The organism is Pseudomonas sp. SIMBA_067, assembly GCF_046534675.1.
GTDB lineage: Bacteria > Pseudomonadota > Gammaproteobacteria > Pseudomonadales > Pseudomonadaceae > Aquipseudomonas > Aquipseudomonas putida.
In genome coordinates this window covers 39,237-61,422 of sequence record NZ_JAWRYH010000019.1, presented here as the reverse complement: position 1 = coordinate 61,422, position 22,186 = coordinate 39,237, and the positions used below count along the sequence as shown (strand labels likewise).

24 protein-coding genes are annotated in these 22,186 nt (G+C 63.6%); 2 read left to right on the top strand and 22 right to left on the bottom strand.

Features of this window, described 5'->3' with window-relative positions; all coding sequences use genetic code 11:
* Window positions 1-167 precede the first annotated feature (167 nt).
* The 12 genes from SB765_RS27175 to SB765_RS27120 all read right to left on the bottom strand — a co-directional run bounded on the left by SB765_RS27175 (window position 168) and on the right by SB765_RS27120 (window position 10,045).
* Entirely contained in the window at window positions 168-950 is a 783-nt protein-coding gene (locus SB765_RS27175; protein WP_341797957.1) for a TatD family hydrolase, read from the bottom strand.
* Window positions 951-980: 30 nt separating this feature from the next.
* Complete coding sequence (locus SB765_RS27170) at window positions 981-1,967, bottom strand: DNA polymerase III subunit delta' (protein WP_410932230.1); 987 nt, start codon at window positions 1,965-1,967, stop codon at window positions 981-983.
* The gene (tmk, locus tag SB765_RS27165; protein WP_410932229.1) at window positions 1,960-2,592 is read right to left on the bottom strand and encodes a dTMP kinase; all 633 of its coding nucleotides are present in this window, start codon (window positions 2,590-2,592) and stop codon (window positions 1,960-1,962) included. Before tmk ends, SB765_RS27170 begins: the two co-directional genes overlap by 8 nt.
* A gap of 9 nt (window positions 2,593-2,601) precedes the next feature.
* Window positions 2,602-3,792: an endolytic transglycosylase MltG gene (mltG, locus tag SB765_RS27160; RefSeq protein WP_410932228.1), complete on the bottom strand. Its 1,191-nt coding sequence runs from the start codon at window positions 3,790-3,792 to the stop codon at window positions 2,602-2,604.
* Between the two features lie 4 nt (window positions 3,793-3,796).
* Window positions 3,797-4,612: an aminodeoxychorismate lyase gene (gene pabC, locus SB765_RS27155; RefSeq protein ID WP_341797953.1), complete on the bottom strand. Its 816-nt coding sequence runs from the start codon at window positions 4,610-4,612 to the stop codon at window positions 3,797-3,799.
* Window positions 4,612-5,856, bottom strand: a complete 1,245-nt coding sequence (gene fabF, locus SB765_RS27150; protein ID WP_341797952.1) for a beta-ketoacyl-ACP synthase II — start codon at window positions 5,854-5,856, stop codon at window positions 4,612-4,614. Before fabF ends, pabC begins: the two co-directional genes overlap by 1 nt.
* Window positions 5,857-6,045: 189 nt before the next feature.
* Window positions 6,046-6,282: an acyl carrier protein gene (gene acpP, locus SB765_RS27145; RefSeq protein WP_008096410.1), complete on the bottom strand. Its 237-nt coding sequence runs from the start codon at window positions 6,280-6,282 to the stop codon at window positions 6,046-6,048.
* Between the two features lie 203 nt (window positions 6,283-6,485).
* On the bottom strand, window positions 6,486-7,226 hold the full coding sequence (gene fabG, locus SB765_RS27140) for a 3-oxoacyl-ACP reductase FabG (protein WP_016500893.1): 741 nt from the start codon (window positions 7,224-7,226) through the stop codon (window positions 6,486-6,488).
* 15 nt (window positions 7,227-7,241) lie between these two features.
* Entirely contained in the window at window positions 7,242-8,180 is a 939-nt protein-coding gene (gene fabD / locus SB765_RS27135) for an ACP S-malonyltransferase (protein WP_341797951.1), read from the bottom strand.
* A gap of 127 nt (window positions 8,181-8,307) precedes the next feature.
* Window positions 8,308-9,318 (bottom strand): phosphate acyltransferase PlsX, encoded by a 1,011-nt coding sequence (gene plsX, locus SB765_RS27130; protein ID WP_016500895.1) that lies wholly within the window; start codon window positions 9,316-9,318, stop codon window positions 8,308-8,310.
* 3 nt (window positions 9,319-9,321) lie between these two features.
* A complete protein-coding gene (gene rpmF, locus SB765_RS27125) occupies window positions 9,322-9,504 on the bottom strand; it encodes a 50S ribosomal protein L32 (RefSeq protein ID WP_016485486.1) in 183 nt (60 codons plus the stop codon).
* Between the two features lie 13 nt (window positions 9,505-9,517).
* On the bottom strand, window positions 9,518-10,045 hold the full coding sequence (locus tag SB765_RS27120) for a YceD family protein (RefSeq protein WP_016500896.1): 528 nt from the start codon (window positions 10,043-10,045) through the stop codon (window positions 9,518-9,520).
* 95 nt (window positions 10,046-10,140) lie between these two features.
* Here SB765_RS27120 and SB765_RS27115 point away from each other — a divergent pair, with 95 nt between their 5' ends.
* A complete protein-coding gene (locus SB765_RS27115) occupies window positions 10,141-10,719 on the top strand; it encodes a Maf family protein (protein WP_341797950.1) in 579 nt (192 codons plus the stop codon).
* Window positions 10,720-10,751: 32 nt separating this feature from the next.
* Here the strand turns inward: SB765_RS27115 and SB765_RS27110 are convergent, their stop codons facing one another.
* The 3 genes from SB765_RS27110 to rluC are packed head-to-tail and all read right to left on the bottom strand — an operon-like array spanning window position 10,752 to window position 13,391.
* A complete protein-coding gene (locus SB765_RS27110) occupies window positions 10,752-11,750 on the bottom strand; it encodes a S49 family peptidase (RefSeq protein ID WP_341797949.1) in 999 nt (332 codons plus the stop codon).
* A 6-nt stretch (window positions 11,751-11,756) separates the two neighbouring features.
* The gene (locus tag SB765_RS27105; RefSeq protein WP_410911354.1) at window positions 11,757-12,431 is read right to left on the bottom strand and encodes an HAD family hydrolase; all 675 of its coding nucleotides are present in this window, start codon (window positions 12,429-12,431) and stop codon (window positions 11,757-11,759) included.
* Between the two features lie 3 nt (window positions 12,432-12,434).
* Window positions 12,435-13,391, bottom strand: coding sequence for a 23S rRNA pseudouridine(955/2504/2580) synthase RluC (rluC, locus tag SB765_RS27100; RefSeq protein WP_043200393.1), 957 nt, complete (start codon window positions 13,389-13,391; stop codon window positions 12,435-12,437).
* 793 nt (window positions 13,392-14,184) lie between these two features.
* Here rluC and rne point away from each other — a divergent pair.
* Entirely contained in the window at window positions 14,185-17,436 is a 3,252-nt protein-coding gene (gene rne / locus SB765_RS27095) for a ribonuclease E (protein WP_410932227.1), read from the top strand.
* Between the two features lie 147 nt (window positions 17,437-17,583).
* Here rne and murB read toward each other — a convergent pair whose 3' ends face one another.
* From murB to SB765_RS27060, 7 genes are read right to left on the bottom strand one after another with little or no spacing between them, the layout of a single operon-like run.
* Window positions 17,584-18,603 (bottom strand): UDP-N-acetylmuramate dehydrogenase, encoded by a 1,020-nt coding sequence (murB, locus tag SB765_RS27090; RefSeq protein WP_410932226.1) that lies wholly within the window; start codon window positions 18,601-18,603, stop codon window positions 17,584-17,586.
* Complete coding sequence (locus SB765_RS27085; protein ID WP_049276734.1) at window positions 18,600-19,064, bottom strand: low molecular weight protein-tyrosine-phosphatase; 465 nt, start codon at window positions 19,062-19,064, stop codon at window positions 18,600-18,602. Before SB765_RS27085 ends, murB begins: the two co-directional genes overlap by 4 nt.
* Window positions 19,064-19,828 (bottom strand): 3-deoxy-manno-octulosonate cytidylyltransferase, encoded by a 765-nt coding sequence (gene kdsB, locus SB765_RS27080; RefSeq protein WP_341797945.1) that lies wholly within the window; start codon window positions 19,826-19,828, stop codon window positions 19,064-19,066. The genes SB765_RS27085 and kdsB overlap by 1 nt, the downstream gene beginning before the upstream one ends.
* A complete protein-coding gene (locus SB765_RS27075) occupies window positions 19,825-20,010 on the bottom strand; it encodes a Trm112 family protein (RefSeq protein ID WP_003247142.1) in 186 nt (61 codons plus the stop codon). Before SB765_RS27075 ends, kdsB begins: the two co-directional genes overlap by 4 nt.
* Window positions 20,011-20,055: 45 nt before the next feature.
* On the bottom strand, window positions 20,056-21,057 hold the full coding sequence (gene lpxK, locus SB765_RS27070; protein ID WP_341797944.1) for a tetraacyldisaccharide 4'-kinase: 1,002 nt from the start codon (window positions 21,055-21,057) through the stop codon (window positions 20,056-20,058).
* Window positions 21,057-21,491, bottom strand: a complete 435-nt coding sequence (locus tag SB765_RS27065; RefSeq protein ID WP_016500906.1) for an ExbD/TolR family protein — start codon at window positions 21,489-21,491, stop codon at window positions 21,057-21,059. Before SB765_RS27065 ends, lpxK begins: the two co-directional genes overlap by 1 nt.
* A complete protein-coding gene (locus SB765_RS27060; protein WP_016500907.1) occupies window positions 21,488-22,123 on the bottom strand; it encodes a MotA/TolQ/ExbB proton channel family protein in 636 nt (211 codons plus the stop codon). Before SB765_RS27060 ends, SB765_RS27065 begins: the two co-directional genes overlap by 4 nt.
* Between the last annotated feature and the right edge of the window lie 63 nt (window positions 22,124-22,186).

Genomic DNA, 22,186 nt, shown 5'->3' with positions numbered 1-22,186 from the left:
CCCAGCGCTTGACGGGCATCCATGCCCGTCACCTCCCTTCGCAAGCCCTGCGCTCGGCCTCCTGAAGTCGCAATCTGTGTCGCCTGAGCTACCGCGCGCTTAGAAGCCAAAGCCAAAGCAAGAGCAAGTGCAAGTGCAAGTGCAAGTGCACTCAGGCTCATGCGCCATCAAGCCATCCGCGCCAACGGGAACAACCGCTTGAAGTTGGCAGTAGTCTGCTCAGCCAGTTGCTCATAACTGGCCCCCCGCAACGAAGCCACATACTCCGCCACTTCCCGCACATACTGCGGAAGGTTCGGCTTGCCACGGTACGGAATGGGTGCCAGATACGGCGAATCGGTCTCGACCAGCAAACGATCGACCGGCACCTGCCGCGCCACTTCGCGCAGGGCATCGGCATTGCGGAAGGTAACGATGCCAGACAGCGAGATGTAATACCCCAGGTCCAGCGCGGCCTTGGCCATTTCCCAGTCTTCGGTGAAGCAATGCAGCACCCCAGCCTGCGGCAGGTTGGCCTCGCGCAATAGTGCCAAGGTATCGGCGCGTGCCGCACGGGTGTGCACGATGACCGGCTTGCCGGTCTGCCGCGAGGCCTCCAGGTGCAGGCGGAACGAAGCCTGCTGCAGCTCGGCAGCTTCCGGCTCATAGTGGTAGTCCAGCCCGGTTTCGCCAATCGCCACCACATGGGGGTGGGCCAGCTCGCGCAGCAGCCATTCCAGCGCAGGGGTTTCACCCGGCGCCAGGTCCAGCGGGTGCACACCCACCGAGCAATCGACGTCAGCATACTGCTCGCTCAACGCCTTCACCGCACCGGCGTTTTCGGCACTTACGCCGATACACAGAAAATGCCCGACCCCGCGCTCACGGGCCGCCTGCAATGCAGCATCGAGGGAGCCCTGGTGGGCGCTCAGGTCAAGACGGTCGAGGTGGCAATGGGAATCTACGAGCATGGGATAACGGCACACATGAAAAAATGAAAATCAGCGGGCACCCGGCAGTTGCAGCCAGTGAGCCAGCAGCGATTCGAGCAGCAGGGCGCGGTTGAGGTTGGCCTTGCCCAGCACCTTCTGGCGCTGCTCCAGAATCCAGGCCTGCACCTCCAGCACCTTGGACTGGCGGCTCTTCTGCGCCAGGTATTGCACCACCTTGCGCATATCGGCCAAGCCTAACCCCTCCTCGTCCTGGGTCAACTGGTAGCGCAGGATCAGATGCGACCAATCGCAGAACCAGTCGAACAGCAACAGCAGTGGCACGCCGTTCCAGGCATCGGCCAGCTGGCTGGGCGATTGCTGCTGCTTGATCAGCTTCTTCGCCCCGTCAGTAACCAGCGCACGTTGCTCGCGCACACCCTGTGCCTGCAGGCTGACCGCCATCAATGGCGAACCAGCGGCCAGCGTCAGTAGCTCGTCACGCTCGGCCTCGTCACTGTCAGGCAACGCACCGGCCAGCCAGGCCTGGCTCTGGGCCAGGCTTGGCTGCGGGCACGCCACCTGCTGGCAGCGGCTCTTGATGGTCGGCAACAAGCGGCTGGGCTGGTGCGTGACCAGCAGCAGCACCGTATTGCCAGATGGCTCTTCGAGGCTTTTGAGCAGCGCGTTGGAGGCGTTGACGTTCATCGCCTCGACAGGCTCGATCAGCACCACCTTGCGACCGCCCAATTGCGCGGTTTGCACCACGAATGCCACCAGCTCGCGCACCTGGTCGACCTTGATCGGCTTGTCGGCCTCTTCAGGCTCGAGCACAAAGTTGTCCGGGTGGCTACCGGCCTTGAGCAACAGGCAGGACTTGCACCCACCGCAGGCATCCAGCCCTTGGGGCTGCTGGCACAGCAGGCGGGCCATCAGGCGCTCGGCCATGGCCCGCTTGCCGATACCCTGCGGCCCGTGCAGCAGGTAGGCGTGCGCGTGCTGGCTGCGGCCGGCCAGTTGCTGCCAGAGGGCCTGCTGCCAGGGGTAGGCGTCAGCCACGGCAACGCTCCACAATCGCCGGCAGCAGCGCATCGATGGCGCGCTGCACGGCTTCCAGCGTTTGCGCGGCATCGAGCATGCTGTAGCGCTGCGGCTCGCGCTGGGCGCGCTGCAGGTATGCCTGGCGCACCGCTTCGAAAAACGCCTGGCCTTCTTGCTCGAACCGGTCCAGGCGGCCGCGGGCGGTGGCACGGGCCAAGCCCACTTCCACTGGCAGGTCGAAGACCAAGGTCAGGTCCGGGCGCAGGTCACCCTGGACGAATTGCTCCAGGGTAGCGATGCGCTCGACCGACAAACCGCGCCCACCGCCCTGATAGGCATAGGTGGCGTCGGTGAAGCGGTCACACAGCACCACGGCGCCGCGGGCCAGTGCCGGGCGGATTACCTGCGCGAGGTGTTGGGCGCGCGCCGCGAACACCAGCAACAGCTCGGTGTCGGCCGCCATGGTTTCATCGGTGGGGGCCAGCAGCAGCTCGCGCACTTTTTCGGCCAGCGGCGTACCACCGGGCTCACGGGTCAGCACTACATCCAGGCCCTGCTCGCGCAAGCGCGCAGCAAGGTAATCGCGGTTGGTGCTCTTGCCCGCGCCTTCGGGGCCTTCCAGCGTAATAAACAAGCCGCTCACAGGCAGTCCTTAATGTTGTTGGTCAGGCGTCGGCCGTTCGGCCGCTTGCGCACCACCAGCAGGGGCATCCTGCGCAGGCAGCGCTTCGGGTGCTGGCTGTGCAGCCGGCTCGTCAGTTGCGGGCATCTGGGGCTGGGCGTCGTCAGTACCCGGCTGTGCCTCTTGCTGCGGCGCAGGGCTGGAGCGGTAGTCTGTACGACGCTTGAGCTGGAACTCGCGCACCGCCGAATTATGGTCGTCGAGGTCGTCGGAGAACACATGGCTGCCATCGCCGCGGGCGACGAAGTACAGGCTGGTGCCATCGGACGGGTTGAGCGCCGCGTGAATCGCTTCGCGGCCGACCATGGCAATAGGGGTGGGCGGTAGCCCTGTCATGGTATAGGTGTTGTAGGGCGTCGGATCGCGCAGGTCGGCGCGGGTAATCCTGCCGTTGTAACGCTCACCCATGCCGTAGATCACCGTCGGGTCGGTCTGCAGCATCATGCCCAGGCGCAGGCGCCGTACAAATACGCCGGCAATCTGCCCACGCTCCTGGGGGATACCGGTTTCCTTTTCCACCAGCGAGGCCATGATCAGCGCCTGGTACGGGTCGCGATACGGCAGGTCGGTGGTGCGCTCGGCCCACTCCTTTGCCAGCACTTCGTCCAGGCGCATGTAGGCCTGCTGCAGCAACTCGACATCGCTCATGCCACGCACGAAGCGGTAGGTGTCCGGGAAGAAGCGCCCTTCGGGGAACACGCCGGTGTGGCCGAGCTTGTCCATCACTTCGGAATCCGACAGGCCGTCCAGGGTGTGCTTGATCTTTTCATGCTTGGCTACAGCCGAGCGCACCTGACGGAAGGTCCAGCCCTCGACCAGAGTGAGGTTGTATTGCACCACATCGGCCCGGCGCCAAGCGTCGAACAACTGTTCGACCGTCATGCCTGGGGTGAGGCGGTATTCGCCGGTGTGCAGGGCGGTGCCAGCCATGTTGAAGCGCCAGTACAAGCGCAACCAGACAGCATCGTCGAGCAACCCTTCTTGTTGCATGCGGTAGAACATGCGGTTGGGGTTGGTGCCATTTGGCACGTCGAGCAGGCGCTCCTGCGTCACGTGCAGGGGCTGCTCCAGGACCGAGTTGACCTTCCAGGCCGACCAGCCAAGCGCCAGCCCAGCAAGTATCAAGCCCATTTCCAGCAGTAGCAGGAATTTACGTCTCACGAATTCAGGTTTCCAGTAACGTACGGGCAACGGCCTGCAGTTTACGGGTGAGCGGGCCAGGCGACCAGTTTAGCGCGGCTACGCCCCGCACGGGCCAGATGCCGTAAACGCTATTGCAAACAAATACTTCATCTGCCTGCTCCAGCGCGTCAAACGGCAGGTCAGCGACCTGCGCCGGGATGCCCAGCAGCGCGGCCTGTTCCAGCAATGCAGCACGCATCACCCCGGCCACACCACAACGGCTGAGGTCGGCAGTGAACAGCACGCCATCGCGCACCAGGAACAGATTGCTGTACACCCCTTCGATCACCCTGCCCTGCCCGTCACGCATCAGGCCTTCGGCATGCTCGCTGTCCTGCCATTCGGCACGGGCCAGCACCTGCTCCAGGCGGTTGAGGTGTTTGAGGCCGGCCAGCAGCGGTTGTTCCCCAAGCCGGGTCTGGCACGGAAACAAGCGCACGCCGTGCTCGGCATGCTCCACAGGATAGCTGGGTAACGGGCTGCCCTGCAGGATTCGCCGCGGCGCGGCACCGGCAACCGGCGCATAGCCACGCTGGCTGTCACCACGGGTAAGGATGAGTTTGGCTACACCTTCACCGAGCTGGCTTGTATAGCGCAGGAGCTCGTCGCGCACCAGCGCCATGTCGGCACTGATCGCCAGGCGCTGACAACCCAGCGCCAGGCGTGCGAGGTGGCCGTCCAGCAAGCTGGGCTGGCCGCCGCGCACGGCAATGGTCTCGAACAGGCCATCGCCGTAGGCCAGGCCGCGGTTCTGCAGGTTGACTGCAACCGCGGGCTGGCCATCGACCCAGCTGTGCATCAACCGGCGAACCGGCGGAACACCAGCGAGCCGTTGGTGCCGCCAAAGCCGAACGAGTTGGACAACACCACGTCGATCGGCATGCTGCGCGCCTGGTGCGGAACGAAGTCGAGGTCGCAACCTTCGTCCGGTTCGTCCAGGTTGATGGTGGGCGGGGCCATCTGACTGTTGATCGCCAGCACACTGAAGATCGCTTCCACCGCGCCTGCGGCGCCCAGCAGGTGGCCGGTCATCGACTTGGTCGAACTGACAGCCAGCTTGTAGGCATGCTCACCGAACACGCGCTTGATCGCGGCCACCTCGGCCACGTCGCCCGCAGGGGTCGAGGTACCGTGGGCGTTGATGTAGCTGACCTCTTCCGGCTGGATACCGGCATCGCGCAAGGCGTTGGCCATGCAGCGGGCAGCACCCTCGCCGGTGTCGGGTGGCGAAGTCATGTGGTAGGCGTCGCCGCTCATGCCAAAGCCAACCAGCTCGGCATAGATGGTCGCACCACGGGCCTTGGCGTGCTCCAGTTCTTCGAGCACCAGGGCACCGGCACCGTCGGACAATACAAAGCCGTCACGGCCCTTGTCCCACGGGCGGCTGGCCCGGCTTGGCTCGTCGTTGCGGGTGGACAGCGCACGCGAGGCACCGAAGCCGCCCATGCCCAGGCCACAGGCAGCCATCTCCGCGCCACCTGCAATCATCACGTCAGCTTCACCGTAGGCGATATTGCGCGCGGCCATGCCGATGCAATGGGTGCCGGTGGTGCAGGCGGTGGCAATGGCGTAGTTCGGCCCCTGCAGGCCCAGGTGGATCGACAGGAACCCGGAGATCATGTTGATGATCGAGCCCGGCACAAAGAACGGGGAAATGCGACGCGGCCCCGAATCGTGCAGCGTACGGCTGGTTTCCTCGATGTTGGTAAGGCCGCCGATCCCCGAGCCCATGGCCACGCCAATGCGTTCACGGTTGGCGTCGGTGACATCCAGGCCGGCATTACGCACCGCCTGGAAACCGGCCGCCAGGCCGTACTGGATGAACAGGTCAAGCTTGCGGGCCTCTTTGGCCGACAGGTATTGCTCGACCTCGAAGCCTTTCACCGAGCCGCCAAAACGGGTGGAGTAGGCAGACAGGTCCGTGTGTTCGATCGGACCAATGCCACTGCGGCCAGCCAGAATGCCCTGCCAGGTGCTCGGTACATCGGTACCCAGTGGCGACAGCATACCCATACCGGTGACCACGACGCGTCTACGCGACACAGTACTCTCCTTTTCTAATAACAGAGTCTCTTGCGATTACATTCAAGCGCAGGAATGGAATGGCAACAGGCTCTTGGTGCGCGGTCAGCGAAGCCGGCTCGCCCGAAAGCAGCACGTTCGCAAAGAAAAAACCGCACGCCGGCAAAGGCAGTGCGGTTTTTCTCGTCAAATAGCGACGACTACAGCGTCTTAGGCCTTGTGGCTGTTGACGTAGTCGATAGCGGCTTGAACGGTAGTGATTTTCTCGGCTTCTTCGTCAGGGATTTCGGTCTCGAATTCCTCTTCCAGAGCCATCACCAGCTCAACGGTGTCAAGCGAATCGGCACCCAGGTCATCGACGAAGGACTTCTCGTTAGTCACTTCCTCTTCCTTCACGCCCAGTTGCTCGGCGACGATTTTCTTGACGCGTTCTTCGATGGTGCTCATACCTAGTTTTCACTCCTAATGGATATATGTCAGGCAGCTGGCCGGTGGCTAATTTTATAGAAAGACGTTCGCTTTTCAAGCTAAACGCACCTTCAAACCAGTCACCGCACCCGCCGCCTGGAATCTGGTTGCAGCTTTATAACGGATTTTAGGCTCGCAGTATGACTCTTTTTTTACGAAATCCGTCACATTGAGTTGCAGTGTTACATGTACATCCCGCCGTTGACCGGCACGGTAGCACCGGTCACGTAGGCCGCGCCGTCGGACGCCAGGAACGAAACCACCTTGGCGATTTCATCAGCCTGGCCCAGGCGGCCCAGCGGAATCTGGGTTTGCAGGGCTTCACGCTGCGCTTCTGGCAGTTCGCGGGTCATGTCGGTGTCGATGAAGCCCGGAGTCACCGAGTTTACGGTGATGCCACGCGAGCCCACTTCACGCGCGAGGGCGCGGCTGAAGCCTTCCAGGCCAGCCTTGGCGGCGGCGTAGTTGGCCTGGCCAGCGTTACCCATTGCACCGACGACCGAGCCGATGCTGATGATACGACCCCAACGTGCCTTGGTCATGCCACGCAGCACGCCCTTGGACAGACGGTAGAGGCTGTTCAGGTTGGTGTCGATCACGTCGAACCACTCGTCGTCCTTCATGCGCAGCATGAGGTTGTCGCGAGTGATACCGGCGTTGTTGACCAGGATGGCCGGCGCGCCAAACTGTTCGGCGATGGCACCCAGAACAGCTTCAACGGATTCGGCGCTGGTCACGTTCAGCTCCATGCCGGTACCGGTGATGCCGTGCTCTTTCAGGGTGGCAGCGATGCGCTCGGCGCCGGAGGCCGAAGTGGCGGTACCGATCACGGTCGCGCCCTGGCGGCCCAGCTCGAGGGCGATGGCCTGGCCAATGCCACGGCTGGCGCCGGTGACCAGTGCAACTTTACCTTGCAGGCTCATGCAAGCTTCTCCAAATCAGGCCAGTGCCGCGCGGGTGGCGGCAACGGCGTCAGGGGTATTGAGGTTGTAGGTGGTCACGCCGTCGGCGCAACGCTTGTTCAGGCCAGCCAGGACCTTGCCCGGGCCGCACTCGACCAGGTTGACCGCGCCGTTTGCGGCGAGCGTCTGCACGCACTCGACCCAGCGTACCGGCTGGTACAGCTGCGCCAGCAAGTCATGCTTGAGCGCATCGAGGTCGGCGGCGATGGCGGCGGTGACGTTCTGCACCACCGGAATCTGTGGGGCCTTCCATTCGATGGCGTTGACCGATTCGGCAAAACGCTCGGCAGCCGGCTTCATCAGTGCGCAGTGCGACGGCACGCTGACCGGCAGCGGCAGAGTGCGCTTGGCACCGGCCTCTTTGCACAGCGCCATGGCGCGGTCTACCGCCGCCTTGTTACCGGCGATCACGACCTGGCCTGGCGAGTTGAAATTCACTGCGCTGACCACTTCGTCTTCGGCAGCCTTGGCACAGATCTCGACAACGACAGCGTCGTCCAGCCCGAGAATCGCGGCCATGGCACCGTGACCGGCAGGCACGGCTTCCTGCATCAGTTCGCCGCGGCGCTTGACCAGCTTCACTGCATCTTTGAGCGACAGGCTGCCCGCCGCGACCAACGCACTGTACTCACCCAGGCTGTGACCGGAAACGAAGGCCGGCTTCGCGCCGCCCTCTTCCAGCCATAGGCGCCACAGCGCGATGGAGGCAGCGAGGATCGCCGGCTGAGTCTTGTCGGTTTGGTTGAGTTGCTCTTCCGGCCCTTCCTGGACCAGCTTCCACAGGTCGTAGCCCAGAGCTTCGGACGCTTCCTTGAAGGTCTCGACGATTACCGGCTTCTCGGCGCCGAGTTCATTGAGCATGCCCAGCGACTGGGAACCTTGACCGGGAAAGACAAATGCGAGGGATGCAGACATTGAACAAGCCCTTATGATCTTGTCGTCGGATAGGGTGCGCCGAGCCCGGGGCTAGACGCAGAATCTGAAAACTTGGATGGAAACACAGACCAAGCGGTCACATTTAAGCACTTCATCGGCGAAATGCCTAAGGCAACAGGTCTTCGAGGCGCCCATGCAGGCGCTGCGGCAGGTTTTCCTGGATCTCGATCAGCGCGCGCTGAATGGCGCTCTGAAAACCCTGCACGCCTGCCGAGCCATGGCTCTTGATGACGATACCCTGCAACCCCAGAAAGCTCGCACCGTTGTGACGCGCCGGCGCCAGGTCGGCCTGCAGGCGCTTGAGCAGCGGCATGGCCACGGCCCCGGCAACCCGGGCAAATGCACCGCCCTTGAACAGCTTTTCGATGCGCGCACCGATCATCGTTGCCAGGCCCTCGCTGGATTTAAGCAGGATGTTGCCGACAAAACCGTCGCACACCACCACGTCCGCCTCCCCTCTGTACAGGCCATCCCCTTCGACGAAACCGACGTAGTTAAGGCCGCGAGCGTTCTGCAACAGCGTGGCCGCCAGCTTGACCTGCTGGTTGCCCTTGATGTCCTCGGTACCGATATTCAGCAATGCCACACGCGGCCGATGCACACCCAGGGCCTGGGCGGCCACCGAGCCCATCACCGCGAACTGATAGAGGTTCTCGGCGCTGCAATCGACATTGGCACCCAGGTCCAGCAGCTGGCAGTAACCCGCCTGGGTCGGGATCGCCGCCACCATGGCTGGCCGATCGATACCCGGCAAGGTTTTGAGCACGAAGCGTGACAGCGCCATCAGCGCCCCGGTGTTGCCGGCACTGACGCAGGCCTGGGCCTTGCCGTCACGCACCAGTTCGAGGGCGATGCGCATCGACGAGTCCGGCTTGCCGCGTAGCGCCTGGGAGGGCCGCTCGTCCATACCGATCACCTCACTGGCGGCGACAATCTGCAGGCGCGCGCGATCCGCAGCTGCAAGGCCGCTGACAAGATCTTCTAGGAGGGAGGGTTGACCGACGAGGGTCAGGTGCAGCGAGGGGGTAGCCGAAAGGCAGGCAATGCTAGCCTGGACAATGCTGCGGGGACCGAAGTCCCCGCCCATTGCGTCGATCGCGATGATCTGAGCGGACAAGGATTACTCGTCAGCGCCCTTATCGATCACTTTACGACCACGGTATACGCCTTCTGGCGAAACGTGGTGGCGCAGGTGAATTTCACCGGTGGTTTTCTCTACCGACAGCGCGTTTTCCGACAGGGCGTCGTGCGAACGGCGCATGTCACGGGCAGAGCGGGATTTTTTGTTCTGCTGAACAGCCATAATTGATTAACTCCTAAACGTTTGGGTCACGCTTTAACTGCGCCAAAACACTGAACGGGTTGGACCGCGATACCTCGTCCTTGCTCGATTCGGGCTCGTCTGCGCCCGCCGGCTGCTGGCATTCTTCCGGATGGTGAGCAGGCACGATTGGCAAGGCGAGCAGAAGCTCCTCCTCGACCAATGCCTGCAGATCCAAAGGATCTTCGCCCAGTTCCAGCACGTCATAGCCTTTCGGCAACGACTGGGTATTCGCACCCTCCTTCACCACAGCGTATGTACATTCGCTGTAGATCGGCAGGGTGACCAGCTCAAGACAACGCTGGCAAACCATCTTGACCTCGACGTTCAGCTCGGTGTGGATAACCACCACGTGCTGTTCATCTCGTTCAAAATCGAACTTCGCCTGCACCGTACCGACATTGTCGGAAAGCGGGTCGCAGAGTCTTTCCAAATCAGCGAGTTGCAGCGAACCGTTGAGGGTTACGCCACGATCGGCTAATTTGCGCGGGTCAACGTGAGGTGGAATCGGGTCATTCAACATAGGCGCAGCATTCTAGGGATGCCCCCCGTCCCTGTCAAAGGAAATTCGGCGGCATCGTGCGTGATAGGATTGGTTCAACCGAAACGGAGTCTACCATGCTTCCTTTGTTACTGGCTTCCAGCTCTGCCTATCGCCGCGAACTGCTGACACGCCTGCGCCTGCCCTTCACTTGGGCAAGCCCCGATATAGACGAACAGCGACGGGATGACGAGCCCGCCGTGGAACTGGTGCGCCGGCTGGCCAGGCAAAAGGCCGAGGCCTTGGCGGGTAGCCACCCCGCGCACCTGATTATCGGTTCGGACCAGGTTGCAGTACTGGGCGAACAGGTGCTGGGCAAACCACACACATTCGAGCGGGCTTGCGAGCAACTGCTGGAGTGCAGCGGGCAGCAGGTGAGCTTTCTGACCGGATTGGCATTGCTCAATAGCGCGACCGGGCACTGCCAGGTGGACTGCGTGCCGTTTACGGTGACGCTGCGCGAATTAAGCCGGGAGCGGGTGGAGCGCTATGTGACGGCGGAACAGCCACTGGATTGCGCAGGGAGCTTCAAGGCAGAGGGCTTGGGGGTGAGTTTGTTTCAGAGCACCCACGGGTGCGATGCGACCAGCCTGATCGGCCTGCCGCTGATTCGGTTGGTGGATATGCTGACCAAGGAAGGGGTTGTCATCCCTTGATATTTGGGGGCCGCAAAGCGCCCCCAGCAGCTTCAGCGTAGCTGAGGCCCTTGGAACCCCATCCACATCGCCAGGTGCTCAGCCACGCTGGCACCTACGCGCTTGGAGAAACGGTCGAAAGGCGACTCCTGGACGGTGAAGTCCACCAGCTCTTTCTCGCCGACAATCTCACGCGCCACATAGCTGGCACTGCCCAGCCCATCTACCAGCCCCAACGCCTTGGCCTGCTCGCCCGACCAGATCAGGCCGCTGAACAACTCAGGATGCTCCTTGTCCTTCAGCCGCTCGCCCCGCCCCTGCTTGACCATGGCAATGAACTGCTGGTGAGTGGTATCCAGCACACCCTGCCAGAATCGGGTTTCTTCGGGCTTTTCAGGCGAGAACGGATCGAGGAAGGCCTTGTGCTCGCCCGAGGTATAGGAACGCCGTTCCACCCCTAGCTTCTCCATGGTGCCGACAAAGCCATAACCGGCCGCCGTCACACCAATGGAACCCACCAGGCTGGCTTTATCGGCGTAGATCTCATCCGCTGCACTGGCAATGTAATAGGCACCAGAAGCGCCGAGATCCGCGATGACTGCATACAGCTTGATAGCCGGGTATTCAGCACGCAGGCGGCGGATTTCGTCATACACGTAACCCGCCTGCACCGGGCTGCCGCCCGGGCTGTTGATGCGCATGACCACGGCCTTGGTCTTGCTGTCCTTGAACGCGTCGCGCAGGCTCTTGACAATGTTGTCGGCGCTGGCGCCCTCCTGGTCGGCAATCACCCCGCGCACCTCGACCAGCGCGGTATGGCTGGCACTGCGCGATGCCGCCTTGTCCATGTCCATCAGCGGCGTGAACAATGCCAGGAAGCCGAAGAGGTAGATGAAAGTCAGCAGCTTGAAGAAGATCCCCCAGCGCCGCGCCCGGCGCTGCTCCTGCACACTGGCCAGCAAGGTCTTTTCCAGCAGCTGCCAGCTCTTGCGCTCTTCGCGCCCTTCGCGCTCCTCGGGTTCGGCCTCGGGGGCTTTCCATTCGTCTGCCATGCTTACCTACCTTGGAAGTGGAATTGCGGAACCGCCCAGCCACTCACGCAGCTGGGAAAAGTGATCGATGCACACCTGCGGACCAAACTCGGCCAGCGCCTGCAGCGACATGGCACCATAGCCCACCGCCACCGAATGCATGCCGGCATTGCTGGCCATCTGCAGGTCGAATGCCGAATCTCCGACCATCAGCGCCCGCCCCGGTTCGACGCCGCAATGGCCGAGAATTTCCTCAAGCATCAGCGGATGCGGCTTGCCGCGGGTTTCGTCAGCAGCGCGAGTGATGTCAAAGAACGCCTCCCAGCCATTGGCCTTGAGCACCCGATCCAGCCCACGACGCGCCTTGCCTGTGGCCACCGCCAGGCGGTAACCCTCGGCACGGAAGGCATCCAGCGACTCGACCACGCCCTCGAACAGCGGCGAAGGCTGCTGGTCCAGCGCCATGTAGATATCGGCATAGTGCTGACGGAAGCGCTCGACCTGCACAGGCGCCAGGTGCGGGTACAGGGTATGGATCGCCTCACCCAGGGCCAGACCGATGATGCCCTTGACCGCGTCGTCTTGGCTGGGCGCCTCGCCGGCACGCTCGGCGGCGGCATTCATGGCCTCGACAATACGCCCGATGGAATCGGCCAGGGTACCGTCCCAGTCGAAGATCAGTAGCTCATAGCCTTTATTCATGGATCAGGACGCACTCAGACGTTCAATGGTTTTCGCCCAGACTTCATCCACAGGCGCTTCAAGCTTCAGCTCACCACCGTCCGGCAGCGGCACGGTCAGCGCATAGGCATGCAGGAACAGGCGCTTGCCCCCCAACTCGCGAATTTCGCGACTGAAGTCTTCGTCACCGTACTTGCTGTCACCGGCAATCATGTGCCCGGCATGCAGTGTGTGCACGCGGATCTGGTGGGTACGCCCAGTGATCGGACGGGCCTCGACAATGGTGGCGAACTCGCCAAAGCGGCGCAGCACGCGGAACAGGGTCAACGCCTCCTTGCCCTCTTCGTTCACTTCGACCATGCGCTCGCCGGAGCGCAGGTTGCTCTTGAGCAACGGGGCGTTTACCTGCTTCTTCGAGGTCGGCCAGTGGCCGCGCACCAGCGCCATGTAGCGCTTGTCGACGCCATCGCCACGCAGGGCGGCATGCAGGTGGCGCAGCATGCTGCGCTTCTTGGCGATCATCAGCAGGCCGGAGGTGTCACGGTCCAGGCGGTGTACCAGCTCCAGCTCCTTGGCGTCCGGGCGCAGCTGGCGCAGCGCTTCGATCACGCCAAAGCTCAGGCCGCTGCCGCCATGCACGGCAATGCCGGACGGCTTGTTCATCACGATCAACGCCTTGTCTTCGTAGACAATGGCCGCCTCAAGGCGTTGCAGCAAGCCCTGAGCCACCGGCGCCGGCTCGTCACGCTCCGGCAGGCGGACGGGCGGTACCCGCACGATATCGCCGGCCTGGATCTTGTACTCAGGCTTTACCCGACCTTTGTTCACCCGTACTTCACCCTTGCGCAGGATGCGGTAGACCAAGGTCTTGGGCACGCCCTTGAGGGCCGTGATGAGGAAATTATCGATGCGTTGGCCGGCAAGCTCCGGCGCGACTTCGATCAGCTGTACGCCGGAAGTCGGAGGGGTATTGGTCGTCATTGCGGGATCATAACAATTTTTTATGGAATTGAAGCACTTAATCATTGCTGCTATAGTCGCGAACGCCGCCAAAAGCGGCAGGCCAGCGGCACCAGGCTTTCAGCCGGCCCTGACCAACGCAATTCTCCAGGACGCGAGGCCGTCCTACGGGGTTTTCGCCAGTTTACCGAATTGCCTGGAATCGCCACCAGCGCTGTGTAGAGAAGAGCGAAAAAAAACGACAAGTGCGGTGTTTCACCTGCTTACCCGATTCTTTTCGCAGTACCTCTGCCCGCGAGTCGCTTCCACGCAACGCACGGCGAATGCTTCGGAAATACCTGCCTTGGACATGAATGGCGCCAGTGCAGTACCTGCAGTGGCGAAAAATGCAACCCGTTGCGGATTCAGCGCGCGGCAGCACCCGAATTATCAGGGATACGTGCAGGGTGGAGATGCACAGCCCTCGGACCGTGTAGCACCGCGTCCGGCCACCAGCCACTGACGGCTGGCGAGCGGATAAGGTCCTGAACAGATGCCCCCGGGCGTCCACGGCTGAAGGTTGATTCCTCCTCCTGACTGAGTGCACAAGGCCCGCTTGGTTGATTCGATATCCATTCGAAGCCACCGGGGCCTTGTTGGCACCGCAGCAAACAGGACGCGTCGTCGTGACAACGGCAGGCTGGGCAACCGGCTGGTGCCGAACGTCGCTCGACACGGGGGTGGCCCGGCCACCCTTTGCGCACCTTGGCACCGACCATGAGACGTCGTGTGTGCCGAACGCCGTTTCCGGCAGCCCGGAAACCGACGGTACAACATGAAAAGAATGCTGATTAACGCAACTCAACCCGAAGAGTTGCGTGTAGCCCTGGTGGACGGCCAACGCCTCTACGACCTGGACATCGAGTCCGGCGCACGTGAGCAGAAAAAGGCCAACATCTACAAAGGCAAGATCACCCGCATCGAACCCAGCCTCGAAGCCGCCTTCGTCGACTTCGGTTCCGAACGTCACGGCTTCCTGCCGCTGAAAGAAATCTCCCGCGAATACTTCAAGAAAGCCCCCGAGGGCCGGGTGAACATCAAGGAAGTGCTCAGCGAAGGCCAGGAAGTCATCGTCCAGGTCGAGAAGGAAGAGCGCGGCAACAAAGGCGCCGCCCTCACCACCTTCATCAGCCTGGCTGGCCGCTACCTGGTGCTGATGCCCAACAACCCGCGTGCTGGCGGCATCTCCCGCCGCATCGAAGGCGAAGAGCGCAACGAACTGCGCGAAGCCCTGAACGGTCTGACCGTGCCGGGCGACATGGGCCTGATCGTGCGCACTGCCGGCCTTGGCCGCAGCAGCGAAGAAATGCAGTGGGACCTCGACTACCTGCTGCAGCTGTGGACCGCCATCAAGGAAGCGTCCCTGGACCGCGCCGCGCCATTCCTGATCTACCAGGAAAGTAACGTCATCATCCGCGCCATCCGCGACTACCTGCGCCAGGACATCGGTGAAGTGCTGATCGACAGCATCGACGCCCAGGAAGAAGCCCTGACCTTCATCCGCCAGGTGATGCCGCAGTACGCCAGCAAGGTGAAACTGTACGAAGACAGCGTACCGCTGTTCAACCGCTTCCAGATCGAAAGCCAGATCGAAACCGCCTTCCAGCGCGTGGTCGACCTGCCGTCCGGTGGTTCGATCGTGATCGACCCGACCGAAGCCCTGGTGTCTATCGACATCAACTCGGCGCGCGCCACCAAAGGCAGCGACATCGAAGAAACCGCCCTGCAGACCAACCTGGAAGCGGCCGAGGAAATCGCCCGCCAGCTGCGCCTGCGTGACATCGGCGGCCTGATCGTGATCGACTTCATCGACATGACCCCGGCGAAAAACCAGCGCGCCGTTGAAGAACGCGTGCGCGAATGCCTGGAAGCGGACCGTGCCCGCGTGCAGGTTGGCCGCATCTCGCGCTTCGGCCTGCTGGAAATGTCCCGTCAGCGCCTGCGCCCATCGCTGGGCGAAAGCAGTGGCATTGTCTGCCCACGCTGCTCCGGCACCGGCATCATCCGTGACGTCGAGTCGCTGTCGCTGGCCATCCTGCGCCTGATCGAAGAAGAAGCCCTGAAGGACCGCACCGCCGAAGTCCGTGCACAAGTGCCGATCCCAGTGGCCGCGTTCCTGCTCAACGAGAAGCGCAACTCGATCACCAAGATCGAACTGCGCACACGTGCCCGCATCATCATCCTGCCGAACGATCACCTGGAAACCCCGCACTTCGAAGTCCAGCGCCTGCGCGACGACAACCCGGAAGTGCTGAACAACCAGTCCAGCTACGAGATCGCCACCACCGAAGCCGAAGAGGCACCGCAGCAGACCGCCACCCGCACCCTGGTTCGCCAGGAAGCAGCGGTCAAGACCGCCCCGGCCCGCACCAACGCGCCGGTACCGGTTGCTGAAGAGCCTCAGGCTGTCGCCCCGGCCGCCCCGGCCCCGAGCGCCCCGGAGCCAAGCCTGTTCAAAGGCCTGGTGAAGTCGCTGGTCAGCCTGTTCGCCGGCAAGGACGAACCTGCCGCTGCTGCACCGGTCGTCGCCGAGAAACCGGCCGCCGAGCGCAGCCCGCGCAACGAGGAGCGCCGCAACGGCCGTCAACAGAGCCGCAACCGCAACGGACGCCGCGACGAAGAGCGCAAGCCGCGTGAAGAACGTGCCGAGCGCGCCCCGCGCGAAGAGCGTGCACCTCGTGAAGAACGCGCGCCACGTGAAGAGCGTGCACCTCGTGAAGAGCGTGCACCTCGTGAAGAACGCGCCCCACGCGAAGAACGCGCCCCACGCCAGCCACGCGAAGACCGCCGCAGCAACCGCGGCGAAGAGCGCGTGCGCGAACTGCGTGAGCCGCTGGATGCCACCCCGCCAGCCGAACGCGAAGAGCGCCAGCCACGTGAAGAGCGTGTAGCCCGTGAAGAACGCGCCCCACGTGAAGAGCGTGCACCTCGCGAAGAACGTGCTCCGCGTGAAGAGCGCGCACCTCGCGAAGAACGTGCTCCGCGTGAAGAACGTGCTCCGCGTGAAGAGCGTGCTCCTCGCGAAGAACGCGCCCCACGCGAAGAACGTGCCCCGCGCCCACCACGCGAAGAGCGCCAGCCACGCGTAGCCGAAGAAGCGGCCGAGCAGGCTGCCGAACTGGCCGAAGAGCAACTGCCGAACGAAGAGCTGCTGCAAGACGAACAGGAAGGCACCGATGGCGAGCGTCCGCGCCGCCGCTCCCGTGGCCAGCGTCGTCGCAGCAACCGTCGTGAGCGCCAGCGCAACGCCAATGGCGAGCTGATCGACGGTGGCGAAGAGGAAGAAGGCAGCGAAGGGCAGCCACAACAGCACCAGGCCACCGAGCTGGGTGCCGAACTGGCCGCCGGCCTGGCCGTGACTGCCGCTGTTGCCAGCAGCAACATCAGCGCGGACGCCGAAGCCCAGGCCAACCAGCAGGCCGAACTGGCCACCGCCGAAGTCGCTGCCGCAGCAGAGACCGACAACAGCCAAGCCGCCCAGCCGGTCGAGAAGGCTGAAAAGGTCGAGCAGGTTGAAGCTGTCGCCAAGGCTGAAGAAGTTGCCGTAGCCCCAGTGGTGGAGCAGCCTGTCAGCGAGCCGGTTGTCGTGGCCGAGGTCACCGCCGAGCCTGTGGTCGAAGTCGCCCCGCAACCCGTGGTTGAAGAAGCGCCTGCTGCCGAACCGGTGATCGTCGCCGACGCCCCTGTTGAAACGCCTGTTGTCGAAGCGGGCGAAATCGAACAGGCTCCGGCCGTGGTTGAAACCGCTCCGGTTGCCGAGCAGCCTGCACCGGCTGTCGAAGCACAGCCAGAAGTAGTCGCAGAGCCTGCACCTGTGGTCGTCGAGCCTGCCCCGGTCGAAGCCCCGGTAGAGGCAGAAGCTGCCACCGTCATGCTGGCCAACGGCCGTGCGCCGAACGACCCGCGGGAAGTGCGCCGCCGCAAGCGTGAGGCCGAGGCCGCCGCCAAAGCCGCGCAGGAAGCTGCTGCAGCGACCGAGGAGCCAGCCCTGGAAGCCGCCGATGAGCACAAGCCTCATCACGGTTGATAGCCAAGGCTGAATGAAAAAGCCCCGCCAGTGCGAACTGGCGGGGCTTTTTCTTGTGTTCGTCGCTACTGGCGCATTGCCTATGAGATCGAGCGCCGCGCGGGCGGCGCGCGATTTCTGCCACCCCGCAATTCCAAAGCCGAACGCTCAGTAGAGGTTAGGCTCCATCTCCAGCTCAACCCCGAACCGCTCCAGGATATCCGCCTGGATCTGCTGAGCCAGCGCATGCATCTGTGCCCCGCTCGCATGCCCGTAGTTGACCAGCACCAGCGACTGCAAGCGATGCACGCCCGCATCGCCGTCGCGATGGCCCTTCCAGCCCGCCTGCTCGATCAACCAGCCCGCGGCCAGCTTCACTTGGCCATCGGCCTGAGGATAAGCGACCACTGCCGGGTATTGCGCACGAATACGCTCAACCAGCTCAGCCGACACCACCGGGTTCTTGAAAAAGCTCCCGGCATTGCCGAGCTCCACCGGGTCTGGCAGCTTTTCACGGCGAATGCTGCAAATAGCATCACTGATCGCCTGCGCAGTCGGCTCGGCCACGCCCTGCTCCGCCAGGCGCTGACGCACCGGGCCATAGTCCAGATGGGCCTGCAAGGTACGGCTCAAGGCAAAACGCACGCGCAGGATCAACCAGCGCCCGGGGTTGCGCTTAAACAGGCTGTCGCGATAACCGAAGGCACATTCTGCCAAACCGAAGTCATGCAGGTCGCCCGTCTCGCGGTCCAGGGCGGTCAGGCCGGCAAACACGTCCTTGATCTCCACCCCATAGGCGCCCACGTTCTGCATCGGTGCGGCGCCCACGGTGCCTGGGATCAGGCTGAGGTTTTCCAGCCCGCAAAAGCCCTGCGCCAGTGTCCACTGCACAAATACATGCCACGGCTCACCAGCCTCGGCTTCGACCACGACATGTTCACCATCGTCGCTGAGCACACGGCAGCCACGGCTGGCCATGTGCAGCACCAGCGCGTCGATATCGCGGGTGAGCAGCAGGTTGCTACCACCACCGATGACCAACACCGGCAGCCCGCGCTGCTGCGCCTGGCCCAGTGCCTGACGCACCTGCTGGTCATCCTGCACCTGGCTGAAGTAACGCGCCTTCACGTCTATGCCGAAGGTGTTGTACGGTTTGAGCGATACCTGCTCCTGCCACTGCCCTGTCATAGCCGCCCCTTGATTTCCAGCACCAGCGCCTGGCAGGCCGCCTCGACCAGGTCGAGCACCTGCTCGAAGCCGTCAGCGCCGCCGTAGTACGGGTCAGGTACCTCATCCAGCACCGAGCCATAGCGGCGCAGGAACAGGTCGAGTTCACCCGCTGCGGTATGCGGGCGCAGGGCGCGCAGATCGCGCAGGTTGCTCTCGTCCATGGCCAGGATCAGGTCATACTCGGCAAAATGCGCCGCCTTGACCTGCTGGGCGCGCTGCGGCGACAGGTCGTAACCGCGCGCCAGCGCCGCCTTGCAGGTGCGGCTGTCTGGCGCCTTGCCGACATGCCAGTCGCCGGTGCCGGCAGAAGCCACTTGCACCCGGTCGGCAAGCCCGGCGGCCTGCAATTGATGGCGCAGCACGCCTTCGGCGGTAGGCGAGCGGCAGATGTTGCCCAGGCAGACGAACAGGACGCGCATCAAGCCTCCAGCAAGCGCCTTACGCGCTCCAGGTCTTCAGGTGTATCAACGCCCACGGCAGGCGCCTCGATGGCATCCTCGACGTGAATACGCACGCCGTGCCACAAGGCACGCAGCTGCTCCAGCGCTTCGGTCTGTTCGAGCCCGCACGGGCCCCAACCGACAAAGTCCTGCAGGAAGCCGACGCGGTAAGCGTACATGCCGATGTGGCGGCGATACGGCACGCCTTCTGGCAGCACGTTGCGGTCCCTGGCAAAAGCATCGCGGGCCCAGGGCAGCGGCGCGCGGCTGAACGTCAGGGCCAAGCCGTTCTTGTCGCTCACCACCTTGACCGCGTTGGGGTTGAACACGGTTTCCGGCTCATGAATCGGCTCGGCCAGGGTGGCGATGCCAGCTTCCGGGTGCGCAGCCAGGTTGGCCGCCACCTGGTCGATGATCATCGGCGGGATCAGCGGCTCGTCGCCCTGCACGTTGACCACGATGGCGTCAGCCGGCAAGCCCAGGTGCGCCGCCACTTCGGCCAGGCGGTCGGTGCCCGATTCATGGTCGGCACGGGTCATCAGCACTTCGGCGCCGAAAGCCTGGCAGGCTTCCAGGATACTGGCGTCGTCGGTGGCGATGACCACACGGCTGGCAGCACTTTTGCGCGCCTGCTCCCACACATGCTGCACCATCGGCTTGCCGGCAATCGCCAGCAACGGCTTGCCTGGCAGGCGTGTGGAGCGCAGCCGGGCGGGGATTACCACGGTGAAGTCCAGGCTCATTTGTCCAGACGCTCGTCGTCAGTCAGGGTACGCGCCTCGCTTTCCAGCATGACCGGGATGCCGTCGCGGATCGGGTAGGCCAGGCCAGCGCCCTTGCTGATCAGCTCGGTCTTGTCGGCGCTGAGCTTGAGCGGGCCCTTGGTGATCGGGCAGGCCAGGATATCGAGCAGTTTGGTGTCCATTGGAGGCTTCCTTCTAGGCCAGGTGGCCGAAAATTGAAAACGGGCTCAGGGCTTGCGCAGCAGACACTGCAGCTGGTTGTCGAACCAGGCGCTGAAAGCCGGCGTGGGCTGCGCCTCGACGGCCAGGTACCACCAGTCATCAGCGGCGAAGGCCCGGCATTTCACCGCATCCTTCTCGGTCATCACCAGCGGCAGCGGGGGGCTGAAGGCCAGGCTTTGGACACTGAACTGTGCATGGTCGGCGAAGGGATGCGGCACCGGCTGCCAGTTTAGCCCCAGCAGGGTATTGAAGAAACGTTGCGGGTTGCCAATACCGGCCACCGCGTGCAGGCGCTGGCCTGCGGGGAAATGGTCGAGGGCACGACGCTCGCCGCTGCGCAGGTTGACCAGGGCGGACGGCTGCAGGCAGAAGCCAAAACCATCGGCGCGGTCGGCACTGGCACCGTTGAACAGCACCGCGTCAGCATCCTGCAGGCGTTCGGCGGGCTCGCGCAAAGGGCCGGCTGGCAGGCAGCGGCCATTGCCCAGGCCGCGGGCGGCATCGATCAGCACCAGTTCGAGGTCGCGGGCCAGGCGGTAGTGCTGCATGCCGTCATCGCACAGGATCAGGTCGAGCGGTTCGCTGGCCAACAACGCCTGCACAGCGCGGGAGCGGTCGGGGTCGATCATCAGCGGCACGCCGGTGCGCTGCACGATCAGCAGCGGTTCATCGCCCGCCTGGTCGGCCGGCTGGTCGGCCTGCACCCGCCAGGGCAGCTGCGGCGGCTTGGCACCATAGCCACGGCTGACCACGCCCACCTTCAGCCCCTGCTGGCGGCAGTGCTCGATCAGCCAGAGAATCATCGGCGTCTTGCCGGTGCCGCCCACGGTGATGTTGCCCACCACGATGATTGGCACTGGCGCCCGGTAGCTGGCACTTTCGCCACTGAGAAAACGTGCCCGCTTGCGCGTGACCACGCGGCGGTACAACGCCTCCAGCGGGCGCAGCAGCGCCAGCGCTGGGTGCCCGGCGTACCAGGCGGCGAGCAAACGGTCGGCGAAAGCCATCAAGGCGTGCCCTGGGCCGCCTCGACGGTGGTCATGCGCAACTGGCTGAAACCGAGCTTGCCGGCGGCGTCCATTGCGGTGACCACAGCCTGGTGCGGGGTCTTGCCGTCGGCGCTGATGGCCAGCGGCAGCTTGTTGTCACCGCCCGACTCACGCTCGATGGCCTCGCTCAAGGTGGCCAGGTCGCTCTTGGGCAGCAGGTGGTTGTTCACCGAATACACGCCTTCGGCGCTGATGGTGATTTCCACCAGCTTGTCCTGGTCGGCCGGCGCCTTCTCGGCGCTGGCAGCTTCGGGCAGCTCGACGCGCAGCTGGGTCTCGCGGGTGAAGGTGGTGGTGACCACGAAGAACAGCAGCAGGACGAACACCACGTCGATCAACGACGCCAGGTTGATGTCAACGTTCTCCCGCTGGCGATTGCGCCGGAACTTCACGCCTTGCCTCCGGCCACTTCCACTTCACGGTCGCCCTGGATCACTTCCACCAGCTTGATTGCCTCCTGTTCCATGCCCACCACCAGCTCATCAATGCGGCGCAGCAGGAAGCGGTGGAAGAACACCGCCGGGATACCGACCATCAGGCCGGCCGCAGTGGTGACCAGGGCCTTGGAGATACCACCGGCCAGCACGGACGCATTGGCATTCATCTGCGAGCCCATGAAGGCGCTGAAGATGTCGATCATGCCCAGCACGGTGCCCAGCAGGCCCAGCAGCGGGGCCATGGCGGCGATGGTGCCGAGCGTGCTGATGTAGCGCTCCAGTTCGTGAATGACGCGCGAGGCGGCTTCCTCGATGCACTCTTTCATGATTTCGCGGCCATGGCGCGAGTTGGCCAGGCCCGCGGCAAGGATTTCGCCCAATGGCGAATCGGCGCGCAGGGCCTTGAGCTTGTCACTGGTCAGTTGCTTGTCCTTGATCCACATCCACACCTGGCCCAGCAGGTGCGGCGGGGTGACGCGACTGGCGCGCAGGGTCCACAGGCGCTCGACGACGATAGCCATGGCAGCGATGGAACTCAGAATGATCGGCAGCATCATCCAACCACCGGACTTGACCAATTCCCACACAGTAAACGCCCCTTCGCAAAAAGGCCGCCACTCTACCATAGGCGCGCCGAGGGCTCATCTGCC

Bases quoted from the DNA above. Each gene is read 5' to 3' on its own strand.
- SB765_RS27175 (WP_341797957.1), bottom strand. From the start codon at position 950: ATGCTCGTAGATTCCCATTGCCACCTCGACCGTCTTGACCTGAGCGCC.
- pabC (WP_341797953.1), bottom strand. From the start codon at position 4,612: ATGCACAGCTGGGTCGATGGCCAGCCCGCGGTTGCAGTCAACCTGCAG.
- acpP (WP_008096410.1), bottom strand. From the start codon at position 6,282: ATGAGCACCATCGAAGAACGCGTCAAGAAAATCGTCGCCGAGCAACTG.
- fabG (WP_016500893.1), bottom strand. From the start codon at position 7,226: ATGAGCCTGCAAGGTAAAGTTGCACTGGTCACCGGCGCCAGCCGTGGC.
- fabD (WP_341797951.1), bottom strand. From the start codon at position 8,180: ATGTCTGCATCCCTCGCATTTGTCTTTCCCGGTCAAGGTTCCCAGTCG.
- rpmF (WP_016485486.1), bottom strand. From the start codon at position 9,504: ATGGCTGTTCAGCAGAACAAAAAATCCCGCTCTGCCCGTGACATGCGC.
- SB765_RS27120 (WP_016500896.1), bottom strand. From the start codon at position 10,045: ATGTTGAATGACCCGATTCCACCTCACGTTGACCCGCGCAAATTAGCC.
- SB765_RS27115 (WP_341797950.1), top strand. From the start codon at position 10,141: ATGCTTCCTTTGTTACTGGCTTCCAGCTCTGCCTATCGCCGCGAACTG.
- SB765_RS27110 (WP_341797949.1), bottom strand. From the start codon at position 11,750: ATGGCAGACGAATGGAAAGCCCCCGAGGCCGAACCCGAGGAGCGCGAA.
- SB765_RS27105 (WP_410911354.1), bottom strand. From the start codon at position 12,431: ATGAATAAAGGCTATGAGCTACTGATCTTCGACTGGGACGGTACCCTG.
- rluC (WP_043200393.1), bottom strand. From the start codon at position 13,391: ATGACGACCAATACCCCTCCGACTTCCGGCGTACAGCTGATCGAAGTC.
- rne (WP_410932227.1), top strand. From the start codon at position 14,185: ATGAAAAGAATGCTGATTAACGCAACTCAACCCGAAGAGTTGCGTGTA.
- murB (WP_410932226.1), bottom strand. From the start codon at position 18,603: ATGACAGGGCAGTGGCAGGAGCAGGTATCGCTCAAACCGTACAACACC.
- SB765_RS27085 (WP_049276734.1), bottom strand. From the start codon at position 19,064: ATGCGCGTCCTGTTCGTCTGCCTGGGCAACATCTGCCGCTCGCCTACC.
- kdsB (WP_341797945.1), bottom strand. From the start codon at position 19,828: ATGAGCCTGGACTTCACCGTGGTAATCCCCGCCCGGCTGCGCTCCACA.
- SB765_RS27075 (WP_003247142.1), bottom strand. From the start codon at position 20,010: ATGGACACCAAACTGCTCGATATCCTGGCCTGCCCGATCACCAAGGGC.
- lpxK (WP_341797944.1), bottom strand. From the start codon at position 21,057: ATGGCTTTCGCCGACCGTTTGCTCGCCGCCTGGTACGCCGGGCACCCA.